Origin of the sequence: Pantoea sp. GCM10028869 (assembly GCF_042666835.1) — a bacterium.
GTDB classification, from domain to species: Bacteria; Pseudomonadota; Gammaproteobacteria; order Enterobacterales; family Enterobacteriaceae; genus Pantoea; species Pantoea leporis.
This window is the reverse complement of the sequence record NZ_JBHTGO010000008.1, coordinates 25,304-42,663: the sequence shown is the minus strand read 5'-3', so window position 1 is coordinate 42,663 and position 17,360 is coordinate 25,304. Positions and strand designations below refer to the sequence as shown.

At 55.8% G+C, this 17,360-nt stretch carries 19 protein-coding genes; 11 read left to right on the top strand and 8 right to left on the bottom strand.

The features are described 5' to 3' along the window. The first annotated feature begins 297 nt into the window (after positions 1–297). The 7 genes from aroK (at position 298) to trpS (ending at position 6,389) form a co-directional block, all read left to right on the top strand. Positions 298–819, top strand: coding sequence for a shikimate kinase AroK (gene aroK / locus ACFQW4_RS19065; protein ID WP_008107887.1), 522 nt, complete (start codon positions 298–300; stop codon positions 817–819). Between the two features lie 39 nt (positions 820–858). After that, positions 859–1,947 (top strand): 3-dehydroquinate synthase, encoded by a 1,089-nt coding sequence (gene aroB / locus ACFQW4_RS19060; RefSeq protein WP_377726674.1) that lies wholly within the window; start codon positions 859–861, stop codon positions 1,945–1,947. 64 nt (positions 1,948–2,011) lie between these two features. Continuing rightward, a complete protein-coding gene (locus ACFQW4_RS19055; protein WP_137386657.1) occupies positions 2,012–3,049 on the top strand; it encodes an SPOR domain-containing protein in 1,038 nt (345 codons plus the stop codon). 97 nt (positions 3,050–3,146) lie between these two features. Beyond that, positions 3,147–3,959: an adenine-specific DNA-methyltransferase gene (gene dam / locus ACFQW4_RS19050; protein WP_101762665.1), complete on the top strand. Its 813-nt coding sequence runs from the start codon at positions 3,147–3,149 to the stop codon at positions 3,957–3,959. Between the two features lie 65 nt (positions 3,960–4,024). Continuing rightward, positions 4,025–4,708, top strand: a complete 684-nt coding sequence (gene rpe, locus ACFQW4_RS19045; RefSeq protein WP_101762664.1) for a ribulose-phosphate 3-epimerase — start codon at positions 4,025–4,027, stop codon at positions 4,706–4,708. Further along, positions 4,692–5,369, top strand: a complete 678-nt coding sequence (locus ACFQW4_RS19040) for a phosphoglycolate phosphatase (RefSeq protein WP_101762663.1) — start codon at positions 4,692–4,694, stop codon at positions 5,367–5,369. Before rpe ends, ACFQW4_RS19040 begins: the two co-directional genes overlap by 17 nt. A gap of 15 nt (positions 5,370–5,384) precedes the next feature. After that, the gene (trpS, locus tag ACFQW4_RS19035) at positions 5,385–6,389 is read left to right on the top strand and encodes a tryptophan--tRNA ligase (protein ID WP_101762662.1); all 1,005 of its coding nucleotides are present in this window, start codon (positions 5,385–5,387) and stop codon (positions 6,387–6,389) included. Between the two features lie 49 nt (positions 6,390–6,438). On the opposite strand, the gene ACFQW4_RS19030 is transcribed toward trpS, so the two are convergent. The 5 genes from ACFQW4_RS19030 to nirB all read right to left on the bottom strand — a co-directional run bounded on the left by ACFQW4_RS19030 (position 6,439) and on the right by nirB (position 12,067). Continuing rightward, positions 6,439–6,885: a hypothetical protein gene (locus ACFQW4_RS19030; protein WP_217549920.1), complete on the bottom strand. Its 447-nt coding sequence runs from the start codon at positions 6,883–6,885 to the stop codon at positions 6,439–6,441. 75 nt (positions 6,886–6,960) lie between these two features. Next, the gene (gene cysG, locus ACFQW4_RS19025) at positions 6,961–8,325 is read right to left on the bottom strand and encodes a siroheme synthase CysG (protein ID WP_377726667.1); all 1,365 of its coding nucleotides are present in this window, start codon (positions 8,323–8,325) and stop codon (positions 6,961–6,963) included. A 44-nt stretch (positions 8,326–8,369) separates the two neighbouring features. Further along, positions 8,370–9,173, bottom strand: coding sequence for a nitrite transporter NirC (gene nirC, locus ACFQW4_RS19020; RefSeq protein WP_192236986.1), 804 nt, complete (start codon positions 9,171–9,173; stop codon positions 8,370–8,372). Between the two features lie 30 nt (positions 9,174–9,203). After that, entirely contained in the window at positions 9,204–9,530 is a 327-nt protein-coding gene (gene nirD / locus ACFQW4_RS19015; protein WP_110867613.1) for a nitrite reductase small subunit NirD, read from the bottom strand. Beyond that, positions 9,527–12,067: a nitrite reductase large subunit NirB gene (gene nirB / locus ACFQW4_RS19010; RefSeq protein ID WP_377726662.1), complete on the bottom strand. Its 2,541-nt coding sequence runs from the start codon at positions 12,065–12,067 to the stop codon at positions 9,527–9,529. The genes nirD and nirB overlap by 4 nt, the downstream gene beginning before the upstream one ends. Before the next feature lie 286 nt (positions 12,068–12,353). Between nirB and ACFQW4_RS19005 the strand changes: the two genes are divergently transcribed. Beyond that, entirely contained in the window at positions 12,354–13,637 is a 1,284-nt protein-coding gene (locus ACFQW4_RS19005) for a cytosine deaminase (RefSeq protein ID WP_377726659.1), read from the top strand. A gap of 33 nt (positions 13,638–13,670) precedes the next feature. Here ACFQW4_RS19005 and tsgA read toward each other — a convergent pair whose 3' ends face one another. Next, positions 13,671–14,849 (bottom strand): MFS transporter TsgA, encoded by a 1,179-nt coding sequence (gene tsgA / locus ACFQW4_RS19000; protein WP_008101801.1) that lies wholly within the window; start codon positions 14,847–14,849, stop codon positions 13,671–13,673. A 261-nt stretch (positions 14,850–15,110) separates the two neighbouring features. On the opposite strand from tsgA, the gene ppiA reads away from it, so the two are divergent. The 3 genes from ppiA to ACFQW4_RS18985 all read left to right on the top strand — a co-directional run bounded on the left by ppiA (position 15,111) and on the right by ACFQW4_RS18985 (position 16,544). Continuing rightward, positions 15,111–15,683 carry a peptidylprolyl isomerase A gene (ppiA, locus tag ACFQW4_RS18995; protein ID WP_101762655.1) on the top strand — a complete coding sequence of 191 codons (573 nt, stop codon included), beginning with the start codon at positions 15,111–15,113 and terminating at the stop codon, positions 15,681–15,683. Between the two features lie 98 nt (positions 15,684–15,781). After that, complete coding sequence (locus tag ACFQW4_RS18990) at positions 15,782–15,952, top strand: YhfG family protein (RefSeq protein WP_101762654.1); 171 nt, start codon at positions 15,782–15,784, stop codon at positions 15,950–15,952. Beyond that, entirely contained in the window at positions 15,942–16,544 is a 603-nt protein-coding gene (locus ACFQW4_RS18985; RefSeq protein ID WP_192236990.1) for a putative adenosine monophosphate-protein transferase Fic, read from the top strand. Before ACFQW4_RS18990 ends, ACFQW4_RS18985 begins: the two co-directional genes overlap by 11 nt. Here the strand turns inward: ACFQW4_RS18985 and ACFQW4_RS18980 are convergent. Beyond that, positions 16,536–16,859 (bottom strand): DNA-binding transcriptional regulator, encoded by a 324-nt coding sequence (locus ACFQW4_RS18980; RefSeq protein WP_192236991.1) that lies wholly within the window; start codon positions 16,857–16,859, stop codon positions 16,536–16,538. The two genes, ACFQW4_RS18985 and ACFQW4_RS18980, sit on opposite strands and share 9 nt — an antisense overlap. Further along, complete coding sequence (locus tag ACFQW4_RS18975) at positions 16,843–17,214, bottom strand: type II toxin-antitoxin system RelE/ParE family toxin (RefSeq protein ID WP_192236992.1); 372 nt, start codon at positions 17,212–17,214, stop codon at positions 16,843–16,845. Before ACFQW4_RS18975 ends, ACFQW4_RS18980 begins: the two co-directional genes overlap by 17 nt. Between the last annotated feature and the right edge of the window lie 146 nt (positions 17,215–17,360).

Here is a 17,360-nt window from a genome sequence, read left to right as displayed (position 1 = left end):
TTAAATGAGTGAATGCACTGTGCTTACATCGGTAAGCGATGACAGTGGATGACCCCGGCCAGCGTGCCTGTAGCACGAAATATAGCGGATCAGCGGAGGTGCGTTACCGTCTCGCGAACCACAGACCGGTCCTGTTAAGAGGTCGCCGGGGGCAATTTATTCGGTTGCCAAACGGCCATGAGTGTTGAGATAATTTTCCGTCTGACTCTTGTTAACGCTCATGAGGTCTCAGTTCCTGTCCCGCCAGCTATGCTGAACGCGGGGTATCATCAACGAATTCTTAGTAATACCGATAAAATGGCAGAGAAACGCAATATCTTTCTGGTTGGGCCGATGGGTGCCGGCAAAAGCACTATTGGTCGTCAGTTGGCTCAGCAACTCAATATGGAATTTTTCGATTCCGATCAGGAAATTGAGCGACGCACCGGAGCGGATGTAGGCTGGGTATTTGATGTGGAAGGCGAAGAAGGCTTCCGCGATCGTGAAGAAAAGATCATTAATGAGCTGACCGAGAAGCAAGGCATTGTCCTCGCGACCGGTGGCGGCTCAGTCAAATCCCGCGAGACCCGTAATCGTCTCTCCGCCCGCGGTGTGGTCGTATACCTTGAAACCACCATCGAAAAGCAACTTGCACGAACCCAGCGTGATAAAAAGCGTCCGCTGTTGCAGGTTGAATCACCGCCGCGCGAAGTACTGGAAGCGCTAGCTGGTGAACGTAATCCGCTTTATGAAGAGATCGCTGATGTCACTATTCGCACTGACGATCAGAGTGCAAAAGTGGTGGCCAATCAGATCATCAACATGCTGGAAAAGAACTAATCCAGCGCCCTGAGGGCTCAGCAATAGGTATCGGTCATCATGGAGAAGATCACTGTCTCACTCGGGGATCGCAGTTACCCCATCACCATCGCTGCCGGACTGTTTAACGATCCGGCTTCTTTTTGGCCGCTCAAAGCAGGCGACAATGCCATGCTGGTGACAAACCAGACCCTGGCGCCGATCTATCTTGAACCCCTGTCAGCGCTGCTCAGCAATGCCGGCATTAAGGTAGATCAGGTCATTTTGCCTGATGGTGAGCAGTACAAAACCCTGGCGGTCATGGACGAGGTGTTCACCGCGCTGCTGAAAAAGCCGCACGGTCGTGATACCACGTTGATTGCACTCGGTGGTGGCGTGATTGGTGACTTAACCGGATTTGCTGCAGCCAGCTATCAGCGTGGCGTGCGCTTTATTCAGGTGCCGACCACGTTGTTGTCTCAGGTTGACTCCTCCGTCGGTGGAAAAACCGCGGTAAACCATCCACTCGGCAAAAATATGATTGGGGCGTTTTATCAGCCCGCGTCTGTCGTAGTGGATACTCATTGCCTGGCCACTCTGCCACCGCGCGAATTAGCGTCCGGTCTGGCGGAAGTGATCAAATACGGCATTATCCTTGATGGCGAATTCTTCCAGTGGCTAGAGCAAAATCTTGATGCTCTGCTGGCGCTGGATGAAAAAGCCTTGGCTTACTGCATCCGTCGCTGCTGCGAGCTTAAAGCCGAAGTGGTTGCGGCTGATGAGCGCGAAACCGGCGTACGTGCACTGCTCAATCTGGGCCATACTTTTGGTCATGCGATTGAAGCGCACATGGGCTACGGCAACTGGCTGCACGGCGAAGCGGTGTCGGCTGGCATGGTGATGGCCGCACGTACCGCTGAACGTTTAGGGCAGTTCACCTCGGTTGAAACCAATCGCATTATCGCGCTGCTGTTGCGTGCTGGTTTGCCTGTACATGGCCCGGCGAGCATGGCGGCGGAAGATTATTTGCCACACATGATGCGCGATAAGAAAGTGCTGGCGGGCGAGCTGCGTCTGGTGCTGCCTCTCGCTATTGGCCGCTCTGAAGTGCGTGGCGGTGTGGCTCATGATATGGTGCTGGCAGCAATCAACGATTGCCAGAAACCCTGATTATTAGAAGTGATGAGTGGTGATGCGGCGTGTGGGAAGCGCGTCGTTTTACGGAGGAGGCTAAATGGATGAGTTCAAACCGGAAGACGAGTTAAAACCTGACGCCAGTGACCGCCGTCCGACGCGGCCACGCAAATCGTCTTCTGCGCCGAAAGTGAAAGTACCGGTTTCCCGTCAACATATGATGATGGGCATTGGTATTTTGGTTCTGCTGTTGGTGGTGCTGGGGATTGGTTCAGCATTAACCGGCCCAGATGAGAAGAAACCCGCAACCAATACTGCAAATAATGGCGCGGCACCTTCTGCCGGTGGCAGCGAAAAGAACATCGACCTTTCGGGATCGACGTCCATGAGCGGCCAGCAAAACGCCACGCCTTCTGCTGAAGGCAGCGTAGCGCAAAACACCGCGGGCACAACTGCACCAGCGGGCAGCGATGGTCAAGCCATCTCGATGCCATCAGTCTCCTCGACGCCGACGCAAGCTGCGCCTGTGGATACGCCAGCTAATCAACAACGTGTCACGCTGCCGGGCGATCTCAATAGTGCACTGAACAATCAGCAAGGTTCTGTCGATGCCGCAGCACAAGGCGCGCAGGGTAATAGCTCGCTGCCAACCGCGCCGGCCACAGTCAGCGGCAACGGTAAAGCGATCACGCCGCCAGCCATGCGTTCAGAAACCCCCGCGCGCACCAGCAACAACGGTACACGCGAGACGCACGCGTCGACGCCGCATAAAACACCGACCGCCACTAAACCAGCAGCTGTGAAAGAGAACAACACCCGCACCACCGCGACGCGTAATCCCGCGCCTGCCAGTGCGAGCGGTGCCAGCAAATCGTTGCCGTCGGGCGGAAACTATACGCTGCAGTTGAGCGGTGCGTCGAAAGAAGAGAGCCTGAACGCCTGGGCGAGAAAACAGAACCTGAGCGGTTATCACGTGTATAAAACCACGCGTAACGGCGAACCTTGGTATGTGTTGGTGAGCGGCGCTTACGCCACGCCAGCCGATGCGAAACGCGCCGTGGCATCGCTGCCAGCGGAAGTGCGTGCGGCCAATCCGTGGGTAAAACCGCTTAGCCAGGTGAAGAAAGAAAGCCAGTAATGAGATGTGGGGCCGCAAAAATGCGGCCCCGTTTAAAGCGCAGAGCTGCTGTCGGTTCCACCACAGCCAATAATTAAGATGTAATAACCACGACAGCATGAAAAAAAATCGCGCTTTCCTGAAATGGGCCGGAGGGAAATACCCGCTCCTCGATGACATCCGTCGTCATTTGCCACAAGGTGATTGTCTAATCGAACCCTTTGTCGGCGCCGGTTCCGTGTTCCTCAACACCGACTATGACCGCTATCACCTGGCGGACATCAACGGTGATCTCATCAATCTGTATAACATCGTCAAAACGCGTACCGCGGCTTTCATTGAAGACGCGCGCCAGCTTTTCAACGCTGAAGGCAACACGGCAGAAACCTACTACGCGCAGCGCATCGCCTTTAATGCGAGCAAAGATGAATATCAGCGCGCGGTGCTGTTTCTGTATCTCAATCGACACGGTTATAACGGTCTGTGCCGCTACAATTTGCGCGGTGAGTTTAACGTGCCTTTTGGCCGGTATCGCAAGCCGTACTTCCCGGAAGCGGAGCTGCTCTGGTTTGCCGAACGGGCGCAAAAAGCGACCTTTGTCTGTGAATCGTACGATGTTACTCTGAACAACGCCGTTGAAGGCTCAGTGGTTTATTGCGATCCGCCGTATGCCCCGCTTTCGGCGACAGCGAATTTTACCGCTTACCACACCAACAGTTTTAGTCTGCGCGAGCAGCAGCATCTGGCTGAGTTAGCCAATAAGCTTTCGCAGCAAAATCGCATCCCGGTACTGATTTCAAACCACGATACGGTACTCACGCGTGAGTGGTATCAGAATGCGGATTTACACATAGTCAAAGCCCGGCGTTCCATCAGCCGAAGCATAAGTGGTCGCACGCAAGTCGACGAACTGCTAGCGCTTTTCCGCTAGCCTGTTTCGTCCGCGACCAAGGCATTACGCCAGCTCAGGCTGGCGCACAAAATTGGGAGAATCGGATGAAACAATTTTTACTGGCCCCATCAATTCTGGCTGCTGACTTCGCGCGTTTGGGTGAAGACACGGCCAAAGCGCTGGCGGCAGGTGGTGATGTGGTCCATTTCGATGTGATGGATAACCACTACGTTCCCAATCTGACGATGGGGCCGATGGTGCTTAAAGCGCTGCGCGATTACGGCATCACTGCACCTATTGATGTGCATCTGATGGTTAAACCTGTGGATGCATTGATCCCGGAATTCGCTAAAGCGGGCGCCACCTTCATCACTTTCCACCCGGAAGCCAGCGAGCATGTTGATCGCACGCTGCAGCTGATCAAAGAGCATGGTTGCAAAGCGGGTCTGGTGTTCAACCCTGCGACGCCGCTCCACTACCTCGATTATGTAATGGATAAGCTGGACATCATTCTGCTGATGTCGGTGAACCCAGGCTTTGGCGGTCAATCCTTCATTCCCGGTACGCTCGACAAACTGCGTCAGGCGCGTCGCCTGATTGATGAGAGTGGCTACAACATTCGTCTGGAAGTGGATGGCGGCGTGAAAATCGATAACATCGGCCAGATTGCTGCCGCCGGTGCCGATATGTTTGTTGCCGGTTCCGCGATCTTCGGTCATCCGGATTACAAAAAAGTGATCGATGAGATGCGTGGCGAACTGGAGAAAGTTAATGGCTCATTTCACTGATATCCGCGCGCTGGCGTTTGACCTCGACGGTACGCTGGTCGATAGCGCGCCGGGCCTGGCACAAGCCATCGATCATGCGCTGAGCGATCTGCAGCTGCCGCCGCCGGGTTTGGCATTGGCTTCTACCTGGATTGGTAACGGCGCTGACGTGATGATGACCCGCGCGCTGACCTGGGCGCTGGGACGCGAGCCGCATGCCGAAGAGCAACGCGATGCGCGTGCGCTGTTTGACAAATATTACGCGCAAACGGTAGAAGCGGGCAGTACGCTGTTCCCGCAGGTAGTAGAGACGCTGGCGGCCTTGCAGGCGAAAGGCCTGCCGTTGGCGATCGTCACCAACAAGCCAACGCCATTTGTGGCGCCGCTGCTGAAGTCGCTCGGGATTGCTGAGTACTTCACGCAGATTATCGGCGGTGACGACGTAATTGTGAAAAAGCCCCATCCGGCGGCCATTTTCCTCGTCCTTGGCCATTTTGGCGTGCTTCCGGGACAATTGCTGTTTGTCGGCGATTCTCGCAATGATATTCTCGCGGCCCAGGCGGCAGGCGTACCGAACATCGGTATGACATTCGGCTACAACTACGGCGAGCCGATTGCTACCAGCCAACCCGATTTAACTCTCGACTCTTTTGACGAACTTTTGCCCGCTATCGGGCTGTGATTATCAGGACATAACATGAGCAAACCCATCGTTTTCAGCGGCGCCCAGCCTTCCGGTGAACTGACCATTGGCAACTATATGGGTGCGCTGCGTCAGTGGGTGCAGATGCAGGATGATTTTCACTGCATTTACTGCATCGTCGATCTGCACGCCATCACCGTACGTCAGGATCCAACCGCGCTGCGTAAAGCCACGCTGGATACCTTAGCGCTCTATCTTGCCTGCGGCATCGACCCGGCAAAAAGCACCATCTTTGTTCAGTCGCACGTGCCAGAGCATGCGCAGCTGAGCTGGGTGCTGAACTGCTACGCCTATTTTGGCGAGCTGAGCCGCATGACGCAGTTCAAAGATAAATCCGCGCGCTACTCGGAAAACATCACCGCAGGCCTGTTTGATTATCCGGTGCTGATGGCGGCCGATATCCTGCTGTATCAAACCAATCAGGTGCCGGTTGGCGAAGATCAGAAGCAGCATCTGGAGCTGAGCCGCGATATCGCCCAGCGTTTCAATGCGCTGTACGGCGATGTGTTCAAAGTGCCTGAACCGTTCATTCCGAAATCGGGTGCACGCGTGATGTCGCTGCTTGAGCCGACCAAAAAAATGTCCAAGTCAGACGACAACCGTAACAACGTGATTGGTCTGCTGGAAGACACCAAAGCGGTGGTGAAGAAGATCAAACGTGCGGTAACCGACTCCGCCGAGCCGCCAGTGGTGCGCTACGACGTCAAAGAGAAAGCCGGTGTATCAAACCTGCTGGATATTCTTGCGGGCGTGACCGGTAAAACCATTGCGCAGCTGGAGCAAGAGTTCGAAGGCAAAATGTACGGCCATCTGAAAGGTGAAGTGGCTGAAGCGGTTTCCGGCATGTTGACCGAGCTGCAGGAGCGCTATCATCGTTTCCGTAACGATGAAGAGTTGCTGAATCAGGTGATGCGCGATGGCGCAGCAAAAGCCCGCGCTCATGCGCAGGAAACGCTGAAGAAAGTGTATGAAGCGGTAGGTTTTGTCGCACAGCCGTAAGCGGTTTGCGGAATAGAACAGAACGGCGGGTCATTTGACCCGCCGTTTTTTATTTGATGCGATGTAACGCCAGTTCCGCGCCATCCCAGAACAGGCGGGCGTTACCGTCAGCCAGCACGCTGATCACCGCGCCCGGCGCAGGTCCCCACGCCTGATTGCCACAGCTCACATTGAAACCGTAACGGAAGGTGAAATCACGATCCTGGCCCGCGCCATTGGCGGCGCTCAGGCGCGGTTTAGCGTTGCAGTTATCGACGGAAGGATTGATGCTGCGCTCAGCAGTGCCGCGCGTCCAGGTGATCGCATTCGGCTTAAACGCCACGCGCGCGCCCATAAACTGTGGATCATTCTTGATATACAGCTGACCGACTTCCTTCTTAGGCGTTACCGCCACCACCTGCCATTCACCCACCACGTTCGACCAGGTAACCGGTGCGGCGGTAGCAACCGCGCTTAACGGCAATAACAACGCGCAAACCCGTGAAGCAACGCGCATGGAAACTCCTTATTGATGAGAAAGATGGCCCATAGTCTGGCGACAAAGCGCAGCGCTGTACAGTTTTTTGCCGTTTCAGAACCAGCGTAACTGAGAACGCAGTTCCACCACGCGCCCAACGATAATCAGAGCCGGACTGGCAAACTGCTGCGCCAGCGTGGCCAGTTCCGCCAGCGTTGCGGTCTCTACGCGCTGCTGCGGCGTGGTGCCATTCTGCACGATCGCCACCGGCATGGCAGCATCCATGCCGTGTTGCAACAGCTGCTGCTGAATTTCCGGCGCCTGCGCCAGCCCCATATAGAACACCAGCGTTTGCTGTTCAGCCGCCAGCTTGCGCCACTCAATTTCGCCGTGCTGCTGCAAATGGCCGGTGACGAAACGCACGCTCTGCGCGTGGTCGCGATGCGTCAGCGGAATACCGCTGTAAGCAGAACAGCCCGAGGCGGCGGTGATGCCCGGCACCACGCTAAACGGGATGTTGTGCTGCGCCAGCAGTTCCAGCTCTTCACCGCCGCGGCCGAAGATAAAGGGATCGCCACCTTTTAGTCGCACCACGCGCTTGCCGCTCTGCGCCTGCTCAAGTAAAACCTGGTTGATCTGCGATTGCGGTACGCAGTGATTGCCGGCTTGTTTGCCGACAAAGATGCGCTCCGCATCGCGGCGGACCAGATTAAGAATCGGCGCCGAGACCAGGCGGTCATACACCACAACATCGGCCTGCTGGATGTGCTGCAAACCTTTCAACGTCAGCAGCCCCGCATCGCCCGGCCCGGCGCCTACCAGCACCACTTCGCCTTGCTGCGACAGCGGCGCATCGAACAAGGTCTCGACGATGTGCTCGGCGCGTGGTCGATCACCATTCGCCAGAGTTTGCGCCAGACGATCGCTCACGAAGAAGCGCTCCCAGAAAGCGCGCCGCTGCGCCATGCTGTTAAAGCTACGCTTCACACGATTGCGCAACGATCCGGCTAAGGACGCTAACTCACCGAGATGTTGTGGCAGCATCGCTTCAAGTTTTTCACGCAATAAACGCGCCAGCACCGGCGCGCGACCGCCAGACGACACGGCGATCAGCAGCGGCGAACGATCAACAATCGACGGCATAATCGCGCTGGCTTCCTGCGGCGCATCCACCAGATTGCAAAAGATGCGCCGCCGCTCAGCCGCATCGCCAACCTGCTGATTCACCGCATCATCATCGGTGGCGGCAATCACCAGCCAACAATCCGCGAGCCAGCGCTCGTCAAACGCGCCGGGGAGTAAGGTCAACTTTCCCTGTTGTGCCCACTGCTGAAAAGCGGGAGAGAAATCCAGCGCGCCAACCTGCAAATTGGCACCGGCGTCCAGCAGCAAACGCGCTTTGCGTTCTGCCACATCGCCACCGCCCACCAGCAAACAGCGCTTGCCTTGCAGGCGGCAAAACAGCGGAAAGTAGTCCATAGCTCATCCTGAAAAAAGCCCGCGCAAGGCGGGCTGAAAAAGTGTTATGCGGTTTTGAGCGGCGCGGCTTGCGCTTCGGCCTGCGGGCGCTGCGCCTGCGGTGTGGCGTACCAGTAACCGAGGCCCATCAGCACCATGCCGGAGAACATATTGCCCAGCGTCACCCACAGCAGGTTGTGGCCGATGCCGCTTAGCGTGAAGTCGGCATTATGCTGACCAAACCACGACAGCGCAAAGACCGTCATGTTGGCAATCGAGTGTTCGTAGCCGGAAGCGATGAACGCCAGCAAACACCACCAGATGGCGATGAACTTCGCCGTGCCTTCGGTACGCACCGCCATCCAAATCGCCAGACAGACCAGCCAGTTACAGAGCGCGCCTTTAAAGAACAGCGCCATGGCTGGCTGCGTGGTTTTTGCCAGCGCCGCGCTGTGCAGCAGCGATCCGGCATTTGGCAGCAGCGGTCCCGCCGCATAGTAATAAATCAGCGCGACGAATACTGAACCGACAAGATTACCCAGCCAGGTTTGCGGCAGCACGCACCACATCTGGCCTTGCTTGATGCTGCCGGCTTTGACGCCGATGGTCAGGAACATGGTGTGGCCGGTGAACAACTCGGAACCAGCGATGATCACCAGCGTTAAAGCGATACCGAAAGTCGCGCCCATCAGCAGCGGACGATAAGCCGGATCGACCAGATTGCCGAGCGTGAAGATCAGGATAATCGCCAGGCCAACGTAAGCGCCCGCCATCGCCGAGCTGATCCAGAAGGCCAGCGGGCTGTGCTGCGCCGTACGCACAATGCGCGCCGCGTTGGCGGCGCATTTATTCAGGGTGTCAGTAAACATAGTGACGTCTCATAAAGTGAAGGAATGCTGTCAGGCGCAGATCTCGACCTTGCCATCGCGAACGCGCACCGGATAGCTCGCCACCGAGCACGCTTCGTCTTCCAGACACAAGCCATCGCTCAGGCGGAAGCGCTGTTTCTTCAGTGGACTCGCCACCCACAGCGCCTGCTGGTGCTCCGCAATCAGACCGCGTGACAACACGCTGGCTTGGGCGAAAGGATCGATATTGCTCAAGGCGTAGAGTTGCTCATCGTCGTGCGGACGGAAGAGGGCAATCTGCTGGCCTTTGATCAGCGCACATACGCCGGTCGCAGGCAGAATTTGGCTGAGTTCACACACCGAATGCCACTGGCTCATGCGTCGATCTCCTCAATCAGAGTGACCGCAATGCGCTCGGCGGGTTGCGCCGGACGATGCTGATCGCGTTGGTTGATGTGCTGTACCAGCGGATCGCGGCGATCGCTGTTGATGAAAGTGCGGAAGTGACGCTGCTGCTGCGGATCCTGCAGCGTCGCGGTCCATTCACATTCCACTGCCGCGCGCAGACGCGCCAGCTCCGTTTCCAGCTGCGTATTCAGACCGAGTTTGTCATCAATAATCACGCTGCGTAGATAGTCAATGCCGCCTTCCATGCTTTCCAGCCACAGCGAGGTGCGCTGCAGGCGATCGCCGGTGCGGATGTAGAACATCATGAAGCGGTCGAGATAGTGCAGCAGCGTATCGCGATCAAGATCGGCAGCCAGCAAATCGGCGTGACGTGGCTTCATGCCGCCATTGCCGCACACATACAGGTTCCAGCCCTTCTCGGTGGCGATGATACCCACGTCTTTGCCCTGCGCTTCGGCGCATTCGCGCGTGCAGCCGGAGACGCCAAACTTCATCTTGTGCGGGGTACGAATGCCTTTGTAGCGATGCTCCAGCTCAATGCCGAAGCCGAGGCTATCGCCTACGCCAAAGCGGCACCAGATGCTGCCAACGCAGGTTTTCGCCATGCGCAGCGCTTTGGCATACGCTTGTCCGGTTTCAAAACCGGCATCAATCAGCTGCGTCCAGATCGCCGGCAGATCATCGCGCTGCGCTCCAAACAGGCCAATACGCTGCGAGCCAGTGATTTTGGTGTAGAGATTGTACTGGCGCGCCACGGCGCCAATCGCCATCAATCCTTCCGGCGTGATTTCGCCTCCGGCCGAGCGCGGGATCACCGAGTAAGTACCGTCTTTCTGAATATTGCCGAGGAACAGATCGTTGCTGTCCTGCAGCGGTGCGAGCTGTGGCTTCAGCACATATTCGTTCCAGCAGGAAGCCAGCAGTGAACCAACCGTCGGTTTACACACCTCGCAGCCGTAGCCCTGACCATATTTCGCCAGCAGCGCGTCGAACGATGTGATCTCTTCCACGCGAATCAGGTGATACAGCTCCTGACGCGAATAGGGGAAGTGCGCACACAAATGATTGTTCACTTCGATGCCCTGACGGCTCAATTCAGCGTTCAGCACCTGAGTAATCAACGGAATACAGCCGCCGCAGCCGGTGCCGGCGCGGGTTTCGGTTTTCAGCGCTGCGACGGTGTGGCAACCGCCTTGCACCGCTTTGACGATATCGCCTTTGCTGACGTCGAAGCAGGAACAGATTTGCGCGCTGTCCGGCAGCGCATCAGCCCCCATTACCGGCTTCTCGCCGCTGCCCGCAGGCAGGATCAGCAACGTCGGATTTTCCGGTAGCGCGATGTTATTCAGCGCCAGCTGCAGCAGATTGCCGTAATCGCTGGTGTCACCGACCAGCACCGCGCCCAGCAGCGTGCGGTTATCTTCGCTGACGATCAGGCGCTTATAGATATTTTTCTGCTCATCAAGCCACACGAAGCTGCGCGCGCCCGGCGTGCGGCCATGCGCATCACCAATGCCACCGACATCAACGCCCAGCAGTTTCAGCTTGGCGCTCATATCTGCTCCGGCAAACGCGTTGTCGCGGCCAACCAGCCGATCGCTGGCGACCTGCGCCATTTTGTAGCCTGGCGCGACTAAGCCATAAATACGGTTCTGCCAGGCGGCACACTCACCAATGGCGAAGATATCCGCATCGCTGGTCTGGCAATGATCGTCAATGGCGATACCGCCGCGCGCGCCCAGCTGCAGACCGCACTGTTTGGCCAACTTGTCTTGCGGGCGAATGCCGGTGGAGAAGACGATGAAATCGACATCCAGCGCGCTGCCGTCAGCAAACTCCAGCGTTTTACCGCCTTGCGCGTGATGGACGATCTGCTGGGTGTTTTTGCCGGTGTGAACGCGCACGCCCATCTGCTCGATCTTGCGACGCAGCTGCTCGCCGCCTTGCGGATCGAGCTGTTCCGCCATCAGCACCGGCGCGAACTCAATGACGTGGGTTTCGACGCCGAGGTTTTTCAGCGCGCCTGCCGCTTCCAGTCCCAACAGGCCGCCGCCAATTACCGCGCCGCGTTTGCTGCGGCGTGAACAGGCTTCAATGGCGTTGAGATCTTCAATGGTGCGATAGACATAGCAATCACTGCCTTCCGCGCCGGTAATCGGTGGAATCCACGGATAAGAGCCGGTGGCGAAAATCAGCGTGTCGTAATGCACCGCGCGACCGCTATTCGAGTGAATCAGTTTTTCATCGCGGTTAATGGTGATGGCGCGTTCGCCGAGCAGCAGCTTTACCTGATGCTTTTCGTAATACCCTTCGCGAACCAGTGAGAGTTCTTCGGCGGTGTGATGGGAAAAATAGGCGGAAAGGTGGACGCGGTCATAGGCGACGCGAGGTTCTTCACAGAAAACGGTTATCGCAAACTGATTAGATTCATCTTTATCGATAAGTTCTTCTATAAAGCGGTGGCCGACCATGCCGTTGCCAATAATAACGACACTGTGCTTGCTCATGCTTGCCTCAAAAATTGCGGTATCTGCGCCTACCTTAGCGCGGCGCTTTTGGAACTTATTGATATACATCAAGCGCACCCTTATATACCTATTTCGAGTTATGTAACTGATTTTGAACGAATTAGTTAAGTGGCTTATTTGGTTGATAATTACCTAATCATTTCTTCGCCGCACATTCCGTAGCGGCACGATTCATCGCGCAATAAATTGCACCGCTACGGAATGTGCCCGCGGTGACAGGGGTTTTCATGCTAGCTTTAGGTTTTGTGTTTTACAGGAGTAAGGCATGGCCGACCCGTCACTGAAGTGGATCAACAACCTGCGCTTAGCGGGCCAGCAAGGCTTGTGGCAGATCGAAATCGCCAACGGCAAGATTACGCAAATTCGCCCACAGCCGCCGCAAACCGCAGCCCAGCCTGACGCGCTGGATGCGGAGGGCGGACTGGCGAGCGCGCCGTTTATCGAGCCGCATATTCACCTCGATACCACGCAAACCGCTGGCGAACCCGCCTGGAACCAATCCGGCACGCTGTTTGAAGGCATCGAACGCTGGGCGGAGCGCAAAGCGCTACTGAGCCATGACGATGTGAAACAGCGCGCGCAGCAAACCCTGAAGTGGCAAATCGCCAATGGGATTCAGCATGTGCGGACTCACGTCGATGTCTCCGATCCCACGCTGACCGCGTTAACAGCGATGCTGGAGGTGAAAGCGGAAATGGCGCCGTGGATCGACATCCAGATTGTGGCGTTTCCGCAGGAAGGCATTCTCTCTTATCCCAACGGCGAAGCGTTGCTGGAAGAGGCGCTACGCATGGGCGCGGATGTGGTAGGTGCGATTCCGCACTACGAATTCACCCGCGAATACGGCGTGGAGTCGCTGCATAAAACCTTTGCGCTGGCTAATCGCTACGATCGGCTGGTGGATGTGCACTGCGACGAGATCGACGATGAGCAGTCGCGCTTTGTCGAAACCGTGGCGGCGCTGGCACACCGCGATGGCAACGGCGAGCGCGTCACCGCCAGCCACACCACGGCGATGCACTCCTACAACAATGCCTACACGTCGCGGCTGTTCCGTCTGCTTAAGCTCTCAAATATCAACTTTGTCGCCAATCCGCTGGTGAATATCCATCTGCAAGGGCGCTTTGATAGCTATCCGAAACGTCGCGGCATCACGCGGGTGAAAGAGTTGCTGGAAGCGAATATCAACGTCTGCTTTGGCCACGATGATGTGTTCGATCCCTGGTATCCGCTCGGCACTGCCAGCATGCTGCAGGTGCTGCACATGGGATTGCATGTCTGTCAGCTGATGGGTTACGAGCAGATTGATAATGGATTGCAGCTGATTACCGCCAACAGCGCCAAAACCCTGCAGCTGGCGAATTACGGTATTGAGGCAGGTAATGATGCCAGTCTGATTATTCTGCCGGCGGAGAGTGGATTTGATGCGGTGCGGCGTCAGGTGCCGGTGCGTTATTCAGTGCGTAAAGGTGTATTGGTCGCTGCGACGCAGCCCGCCAGCAGCGAGATCTATTTAGCGGGAAAAGAAGCGGTAACCTTCAAACGTTGAAGAGCAGGGCGGACTGCGGTCCGCCCGTCAAACTTAGTGGGTGACGTGACCGTGCTGGCGATGTTTGGTCACAAAGCCGAGCAGAACACACATCACAAACACCACGGCGTACAAACCGTTAGCCGTTGAGAGCGCAGCATGTGCGCCACCTTGCGCCACGATTGGGCCGGTTACTACGAAGGTCAACATGGTGCCGACGGTGCCGCAGGTCAGGATGAAGTTCACCAGCTTCGGTGAAGAGACTTTGGTTTGCAGCGATCCCAGCGTGATGATGGTGGTGTAAATCGCGCTGGAGCTGAAGCCCAGCGTCATGATGATCCAGTGCAGCATGCTGGCGTCTTTGGAGGTGACGAACCAGTACATCAAGCCGGTTGCCAGCGCCGCCAGCACCATCAGGATGCGCTGCAGATCGAAGAAGCGCAGCACGAAGCTGAACACCCACATGCCGACCATGTACGCGGTCCAGAAGTTACCCACCAGCTGACCGGCAGCGGCGATATCCATGCCCATCGATTTGGTAGCGTATTCCGGCACCCACGAGATGAAGCCAAGCTGGCCGAGGATGTAGCACAATGCCGCAATCGACAGGAACAGCACGCCGATGCCCCATTTCTCTTTCTCAACGCCTGGCTTAGCCGCTTCGCTTTTCAGCACCGGGAACTCAATGAACAGCGTCAGCACAAAGATCGCGACATAAATGATGCCGATGCAGGCGTAAACCCAATACCACGGCAACGCGCGCGCCAGCAAGATTCCGGCGATGATCGGGAAGATGGTGCCCGCCATGCTGAAGAACGAATCGGTAAACAGCAGACGTGCGCCGCGCTGACGGCCATCGTACAGATGGGTGATCAGGAAGGTACCGATCGACATCGTGATGCCGCTGACGACGCCGAGGATGAACATGCACAGCGAGAAGACAGTGAGATCGTGGCTGGTCATCAGGCCGGCAACGGCGAGGATCATCAGCACAAAGCCAAAGATCAGCTGGCGCTTCAACGGCACAATCACCATCAGCCAGGCGTTCAGGAACACCGACACCAAAATGCCCGCATTGAGGAATGTGAAGGTGTTGCTCATTTCTGAAATAGGGCGCTGGAAATACTGCGCGATATTGTCCAGCACCATACCGGTAACGATCACCAGTGCGCCGGTGAGCGCATAGGAGAAATAGCTAATCCAGGTAAGGCCAATGCGATTACGGTTTGTCATGTTCTGAACCTGTTAAGCGCCGAAGGTGGCAAAAGTGTCATGAATTGTAAGTGTTGCTGTGATCTTAATAAACAACGAGTGTAACAAGGCGGAAATATTTCATTGAGAGTGTGATTTTCATCACGCAAATGATTGCGTGACGGCAAAAGTATGACAATAGCAACATCCGCGTAAATATCGGTAAAACGCTGGCTCTTGGATCACATGCTCTTTACAATCAATCTCGTTTTTGAGCTAGCTCTCCATGGTAAGGAATCTTTCATGCTTAAACGTACTTTTACAGCGGCGGTTGCCCTGTTAGCGCTCTCTTCCGTATCGTCTGCCGCGCTCGCCGCAAAAGGCGATCCTCATGTGCTGCTCACCACCTCTGCGGGCAATATTGAACTCGAACTGAACAACCAGAAAGCCCCGGTTTCGGTGAAAAACTTTGTTGATTACGTCAACAATGGTTTCTACAACAACACCATTTTCCACCGCGTTATTCCTGGCTTTATGATTCAGGGCGGCGGTTTCACTACCGACATGCAGCAGAAGCAAACGGTAGCGCCGATCAAGAACGAAGCCGACAACGGCTTGCGTAATCTGCGCGGCACCATTTCGATGGCGCGTACCGCAGATAAAGACAGCGCCACCAGCCAGTTTTTCCTCAACGTAGCCGATAATGCGTTCCTCGATCACGGTCAGCGTGATTTCGGCTATGCGGTATTTGGTAAAGTTGTGAAAGGCCAGGATGTGATCGACAAGATTGCGCAGGTCCCTACCAAAGATGTGGGACCGTACCAAAATGTGCCGTCAAAACCGATTGTTATCCTCTCCGCCAAAGTCCTGCCTTAATTCTGAAACGCGCCATTTTCGCATGGCGCATCATTGGCTCTCCGGCAAAGCAAAAAATTGCTGCTTATACTTAGGGCTCATTGCTTGCCGGAGGCGCTATGACTAGCAAACTCACTGAGAAACAGAAAGCCACTTTGTGGCAGCAGCGCCGTGCTGCGAGCTACCAGGCCAGCTGTCGACTGGCCGGATATACCTATAGCGAAGCTCTTATCGATGCCGAACATGCTGAGGAGCGACTCGAGTCGCTGAGGAGGCAATATGGTGGATAACAGCTTAGCGGTACGCGATCCCTATTTGTGGCACAACGACAATGTGTTGAAGAATCGCCTCGATATTCATGATGAAGCCCAGCTGCGCAAAGCGGAACTGGCTTTCAGCACCGCGCGCCTGGCGACGTTAGAACTTGGCCAGCGCAGCATCGGTTTGCCACGTCTTTGCCATATTCATCGCACGCTGTTTCAGGATCTCTACAGCTGGGCGGGAGAATTGCGCACCATTGATATCTGGCGCGATGAAACGCCGTATTGTCATTGCGAATACATCGAGAAAGAGGGCAACACGCTGATGCAGGCGCTGGAGGAAGAGCGCGGCCTGGCTGACCTTGAGCAGGAAGCGTTCGTGGCGCGTATCGCACATTACTATTGTGAGATCTTCGTGCTGCATCCGTTCCGCGCCGGCAATGGCCGCGCGCAGCGCATCTTCTTCGAGCAGTTGGCACTGCATGCCGGGTATCAGCTTTCGTGGGAAACACTCGAACGTGATGCGTGGCGCGCTGCGATCTCGGCGGGCGTCGCCGGCGATCTGGCACCGCTTACCGCGCAGTTTGCGAAAGTGGTGAGCCCGGCGAAGGTTTTACAGTAACACTTCAAGCCCGTGTTTTTGCACCACGGACAATAGCTTAAGAGAGATTCCGCCGGGGCGTTTAGCCCCGGTTTCCCATTTCTGCACGGTTGACACACTGGTGTTGAGATAGCGGGCAAAAACCGGCTGACTAACATTCAAATTCTCGCGCAAGTTCTTAATCGCCTGCGCATCGAGCGCGGCGACATCGCTCAGGCAACGTTCATCAAAATCACGCATGCTCTGTTTGCTGATGGCATCTACTTCAAACAATCCGGATGCCGCGCTGTGAATGGCTGCAAAAGCCGGACTTTTAAATTTACGCGTTATGGTCATGACACATCTCCACTAACTCCCGAACGGCGAGCAGCCGATTCAGAGCCTCATTCGAAATCAGCGAGTATTGTTTTGCCAGCTCACGAAAGCCCTCAAGTTCGCTTTCACTCAGGTTGCTCTGATCCTGTTTGGCAAATAAAAAGGTATAAATCCAGTTTTTACCCCCTTTGGCCAGAATGATGGCGCGATCGCGATTTTGCTGCAGACGCTTTTTAAATACGCCACCACCCAAATCATCGGCATAACCCAGTTTTACTGCTGTAATTGCCCGACAAAGTTCTTTATCGCCAATGAGATGCCGACGGGCTTGCTTACTGAACCATTTGGTTTTGAATACTCGCGTTGTAGCTGACATAGTCACTCTCCAAAATATAGCACTGGGTGCGAGAGTAATCAGAATCTTTTTCGTCAGCTAGCGGGTATTAAGATTGAAGGTGTTAACATGGCTTTTTTGCGACCTTTCTTGCGCCAGTTGCCCGCAATGACACACTGCTACGACCT

Coding starts and splice junctions, on each gene's coding strand:
- aroK (WP_008107887.1), top strand. CDS start 298: ATGGCAGAGAAACGCAATATCTTTCTGGTTGGGCCGATGGGTGCCGGC.
- aroB (WP_377726674.1), top strand. CDS start 859: ATGGAGAAGATCACTGTCTCACTCGGGGATCGCAGTTACCCCATCACC.
- ACFQW4_RS19055 (WP_137386657.1), top strand. CDS start 2,012: ATGGATGAGTTCAAACCGGAAGACGAGTTAAAACCTGACGCCAGTGAC.
- dam (WP_101762665.1), top strand. CDS start 3,147: ATGAAAAAAAATCGCGCTTTCCTGAAATGGGCCGGAGGGAAATACCCG.
- rpe (WP_101762664.1), top strand. CDS start 4,025: ATGAAACAATTTTTACTGGCCCCATCAATTCTGGCTGCTGACTTCGCG.
- ACFQW4_RS19040 (WP_101762663.1), top strand. CDS start 4,692: ATGGCTCATTTCACTGATATCCGCGCGCTGGCGTTTGACCTCGACGGT.
- trpS (WP_101762662.1), top strand. CDS start 5,385: ATGAGCAAACCCATCGTTTTCAGCGGCGCCCAGCCTTCCGGTGAACTG.
- ACFQW4_RS19030 (WP_217549920.1), bottom strand. CDS start 6,885: ATGCGCGTTGCTTCACGGGTTTGCGCGTTGTTATTGCCGTTAAGCGCG.
- cysG (WP_377726667.1), bottom strand. CDS start 8,325: ATGGACTACTTTCCGCTGTTTTGCCGCCTGCAAGGCAAGCGCTGTTTG.
- nirC (WP_192236986.1), bottom strand. CDS start 9,173: ATGTTTACTGACACCCTGAATAAATGCGCCGCCAACGCGGCGCGCATT.
- nirD (WP_110867613.1), bottom strand. CDS start 9,530: ATGAGCCAGTGGCATTCGGTGTGTGAACTCAGCCAAATTCTGCCTGCG.
- nirB (WP_377726662.1), bottom strand. CDS start 12,067: ATGAGCAAGCACAGTGTCGTTATTATTGGCAACGGCATGGTCGGCCAC.
- ACFQW4_RS19005 (WP_377726659.1), top strand. CDS start 12,354: ATGGCCGACCCGTCACTGAAGTGGATCAACAACCTGCGCTTAGCGGGC.
- tsgA (WP_008101801.1), bottom strand. CDS start 14,849: ATGACAAACCGTAATCGCATTGGCCTTACCTGGATTAGCTATTTCTCC.
- ppiA (WP_101762655.1), top strand. CDS start 15,111: ATGCTTAAACGTACTTTTACAGCGGCGGTTGCCCTGTTAGCGCTCTCT.
- ACFQW4_RS18990 (WP_101762654.1), top strand. CDS start 15,782: ATGACTAGCAAACTCACTGAGAAACAGAAAGCCACTTTGTGGCAGCAG.
- ACFQW4_RS18985 (WP_192236990.1), top strand. CDS start 15,942: ATGGTGGATAACAGCTTAGCGGTACGCGATCCCTATTTGTGGCACAAC.
- ACFQW4_RS18980 (WP_192236991.1), bottom strand. CDS start 16,859: ATGACCATAACGCGTAAATTTAAAAGTCCGGCTTTTGCAGCCATTCAC.
- ACFQW4_RS18975 (WP_192236992.1), bottom strand. CDS start 17,214: ATGTCAGCTACAACGCGAGTATTCAAAACCAAATGGTTCAGTAAGCAA.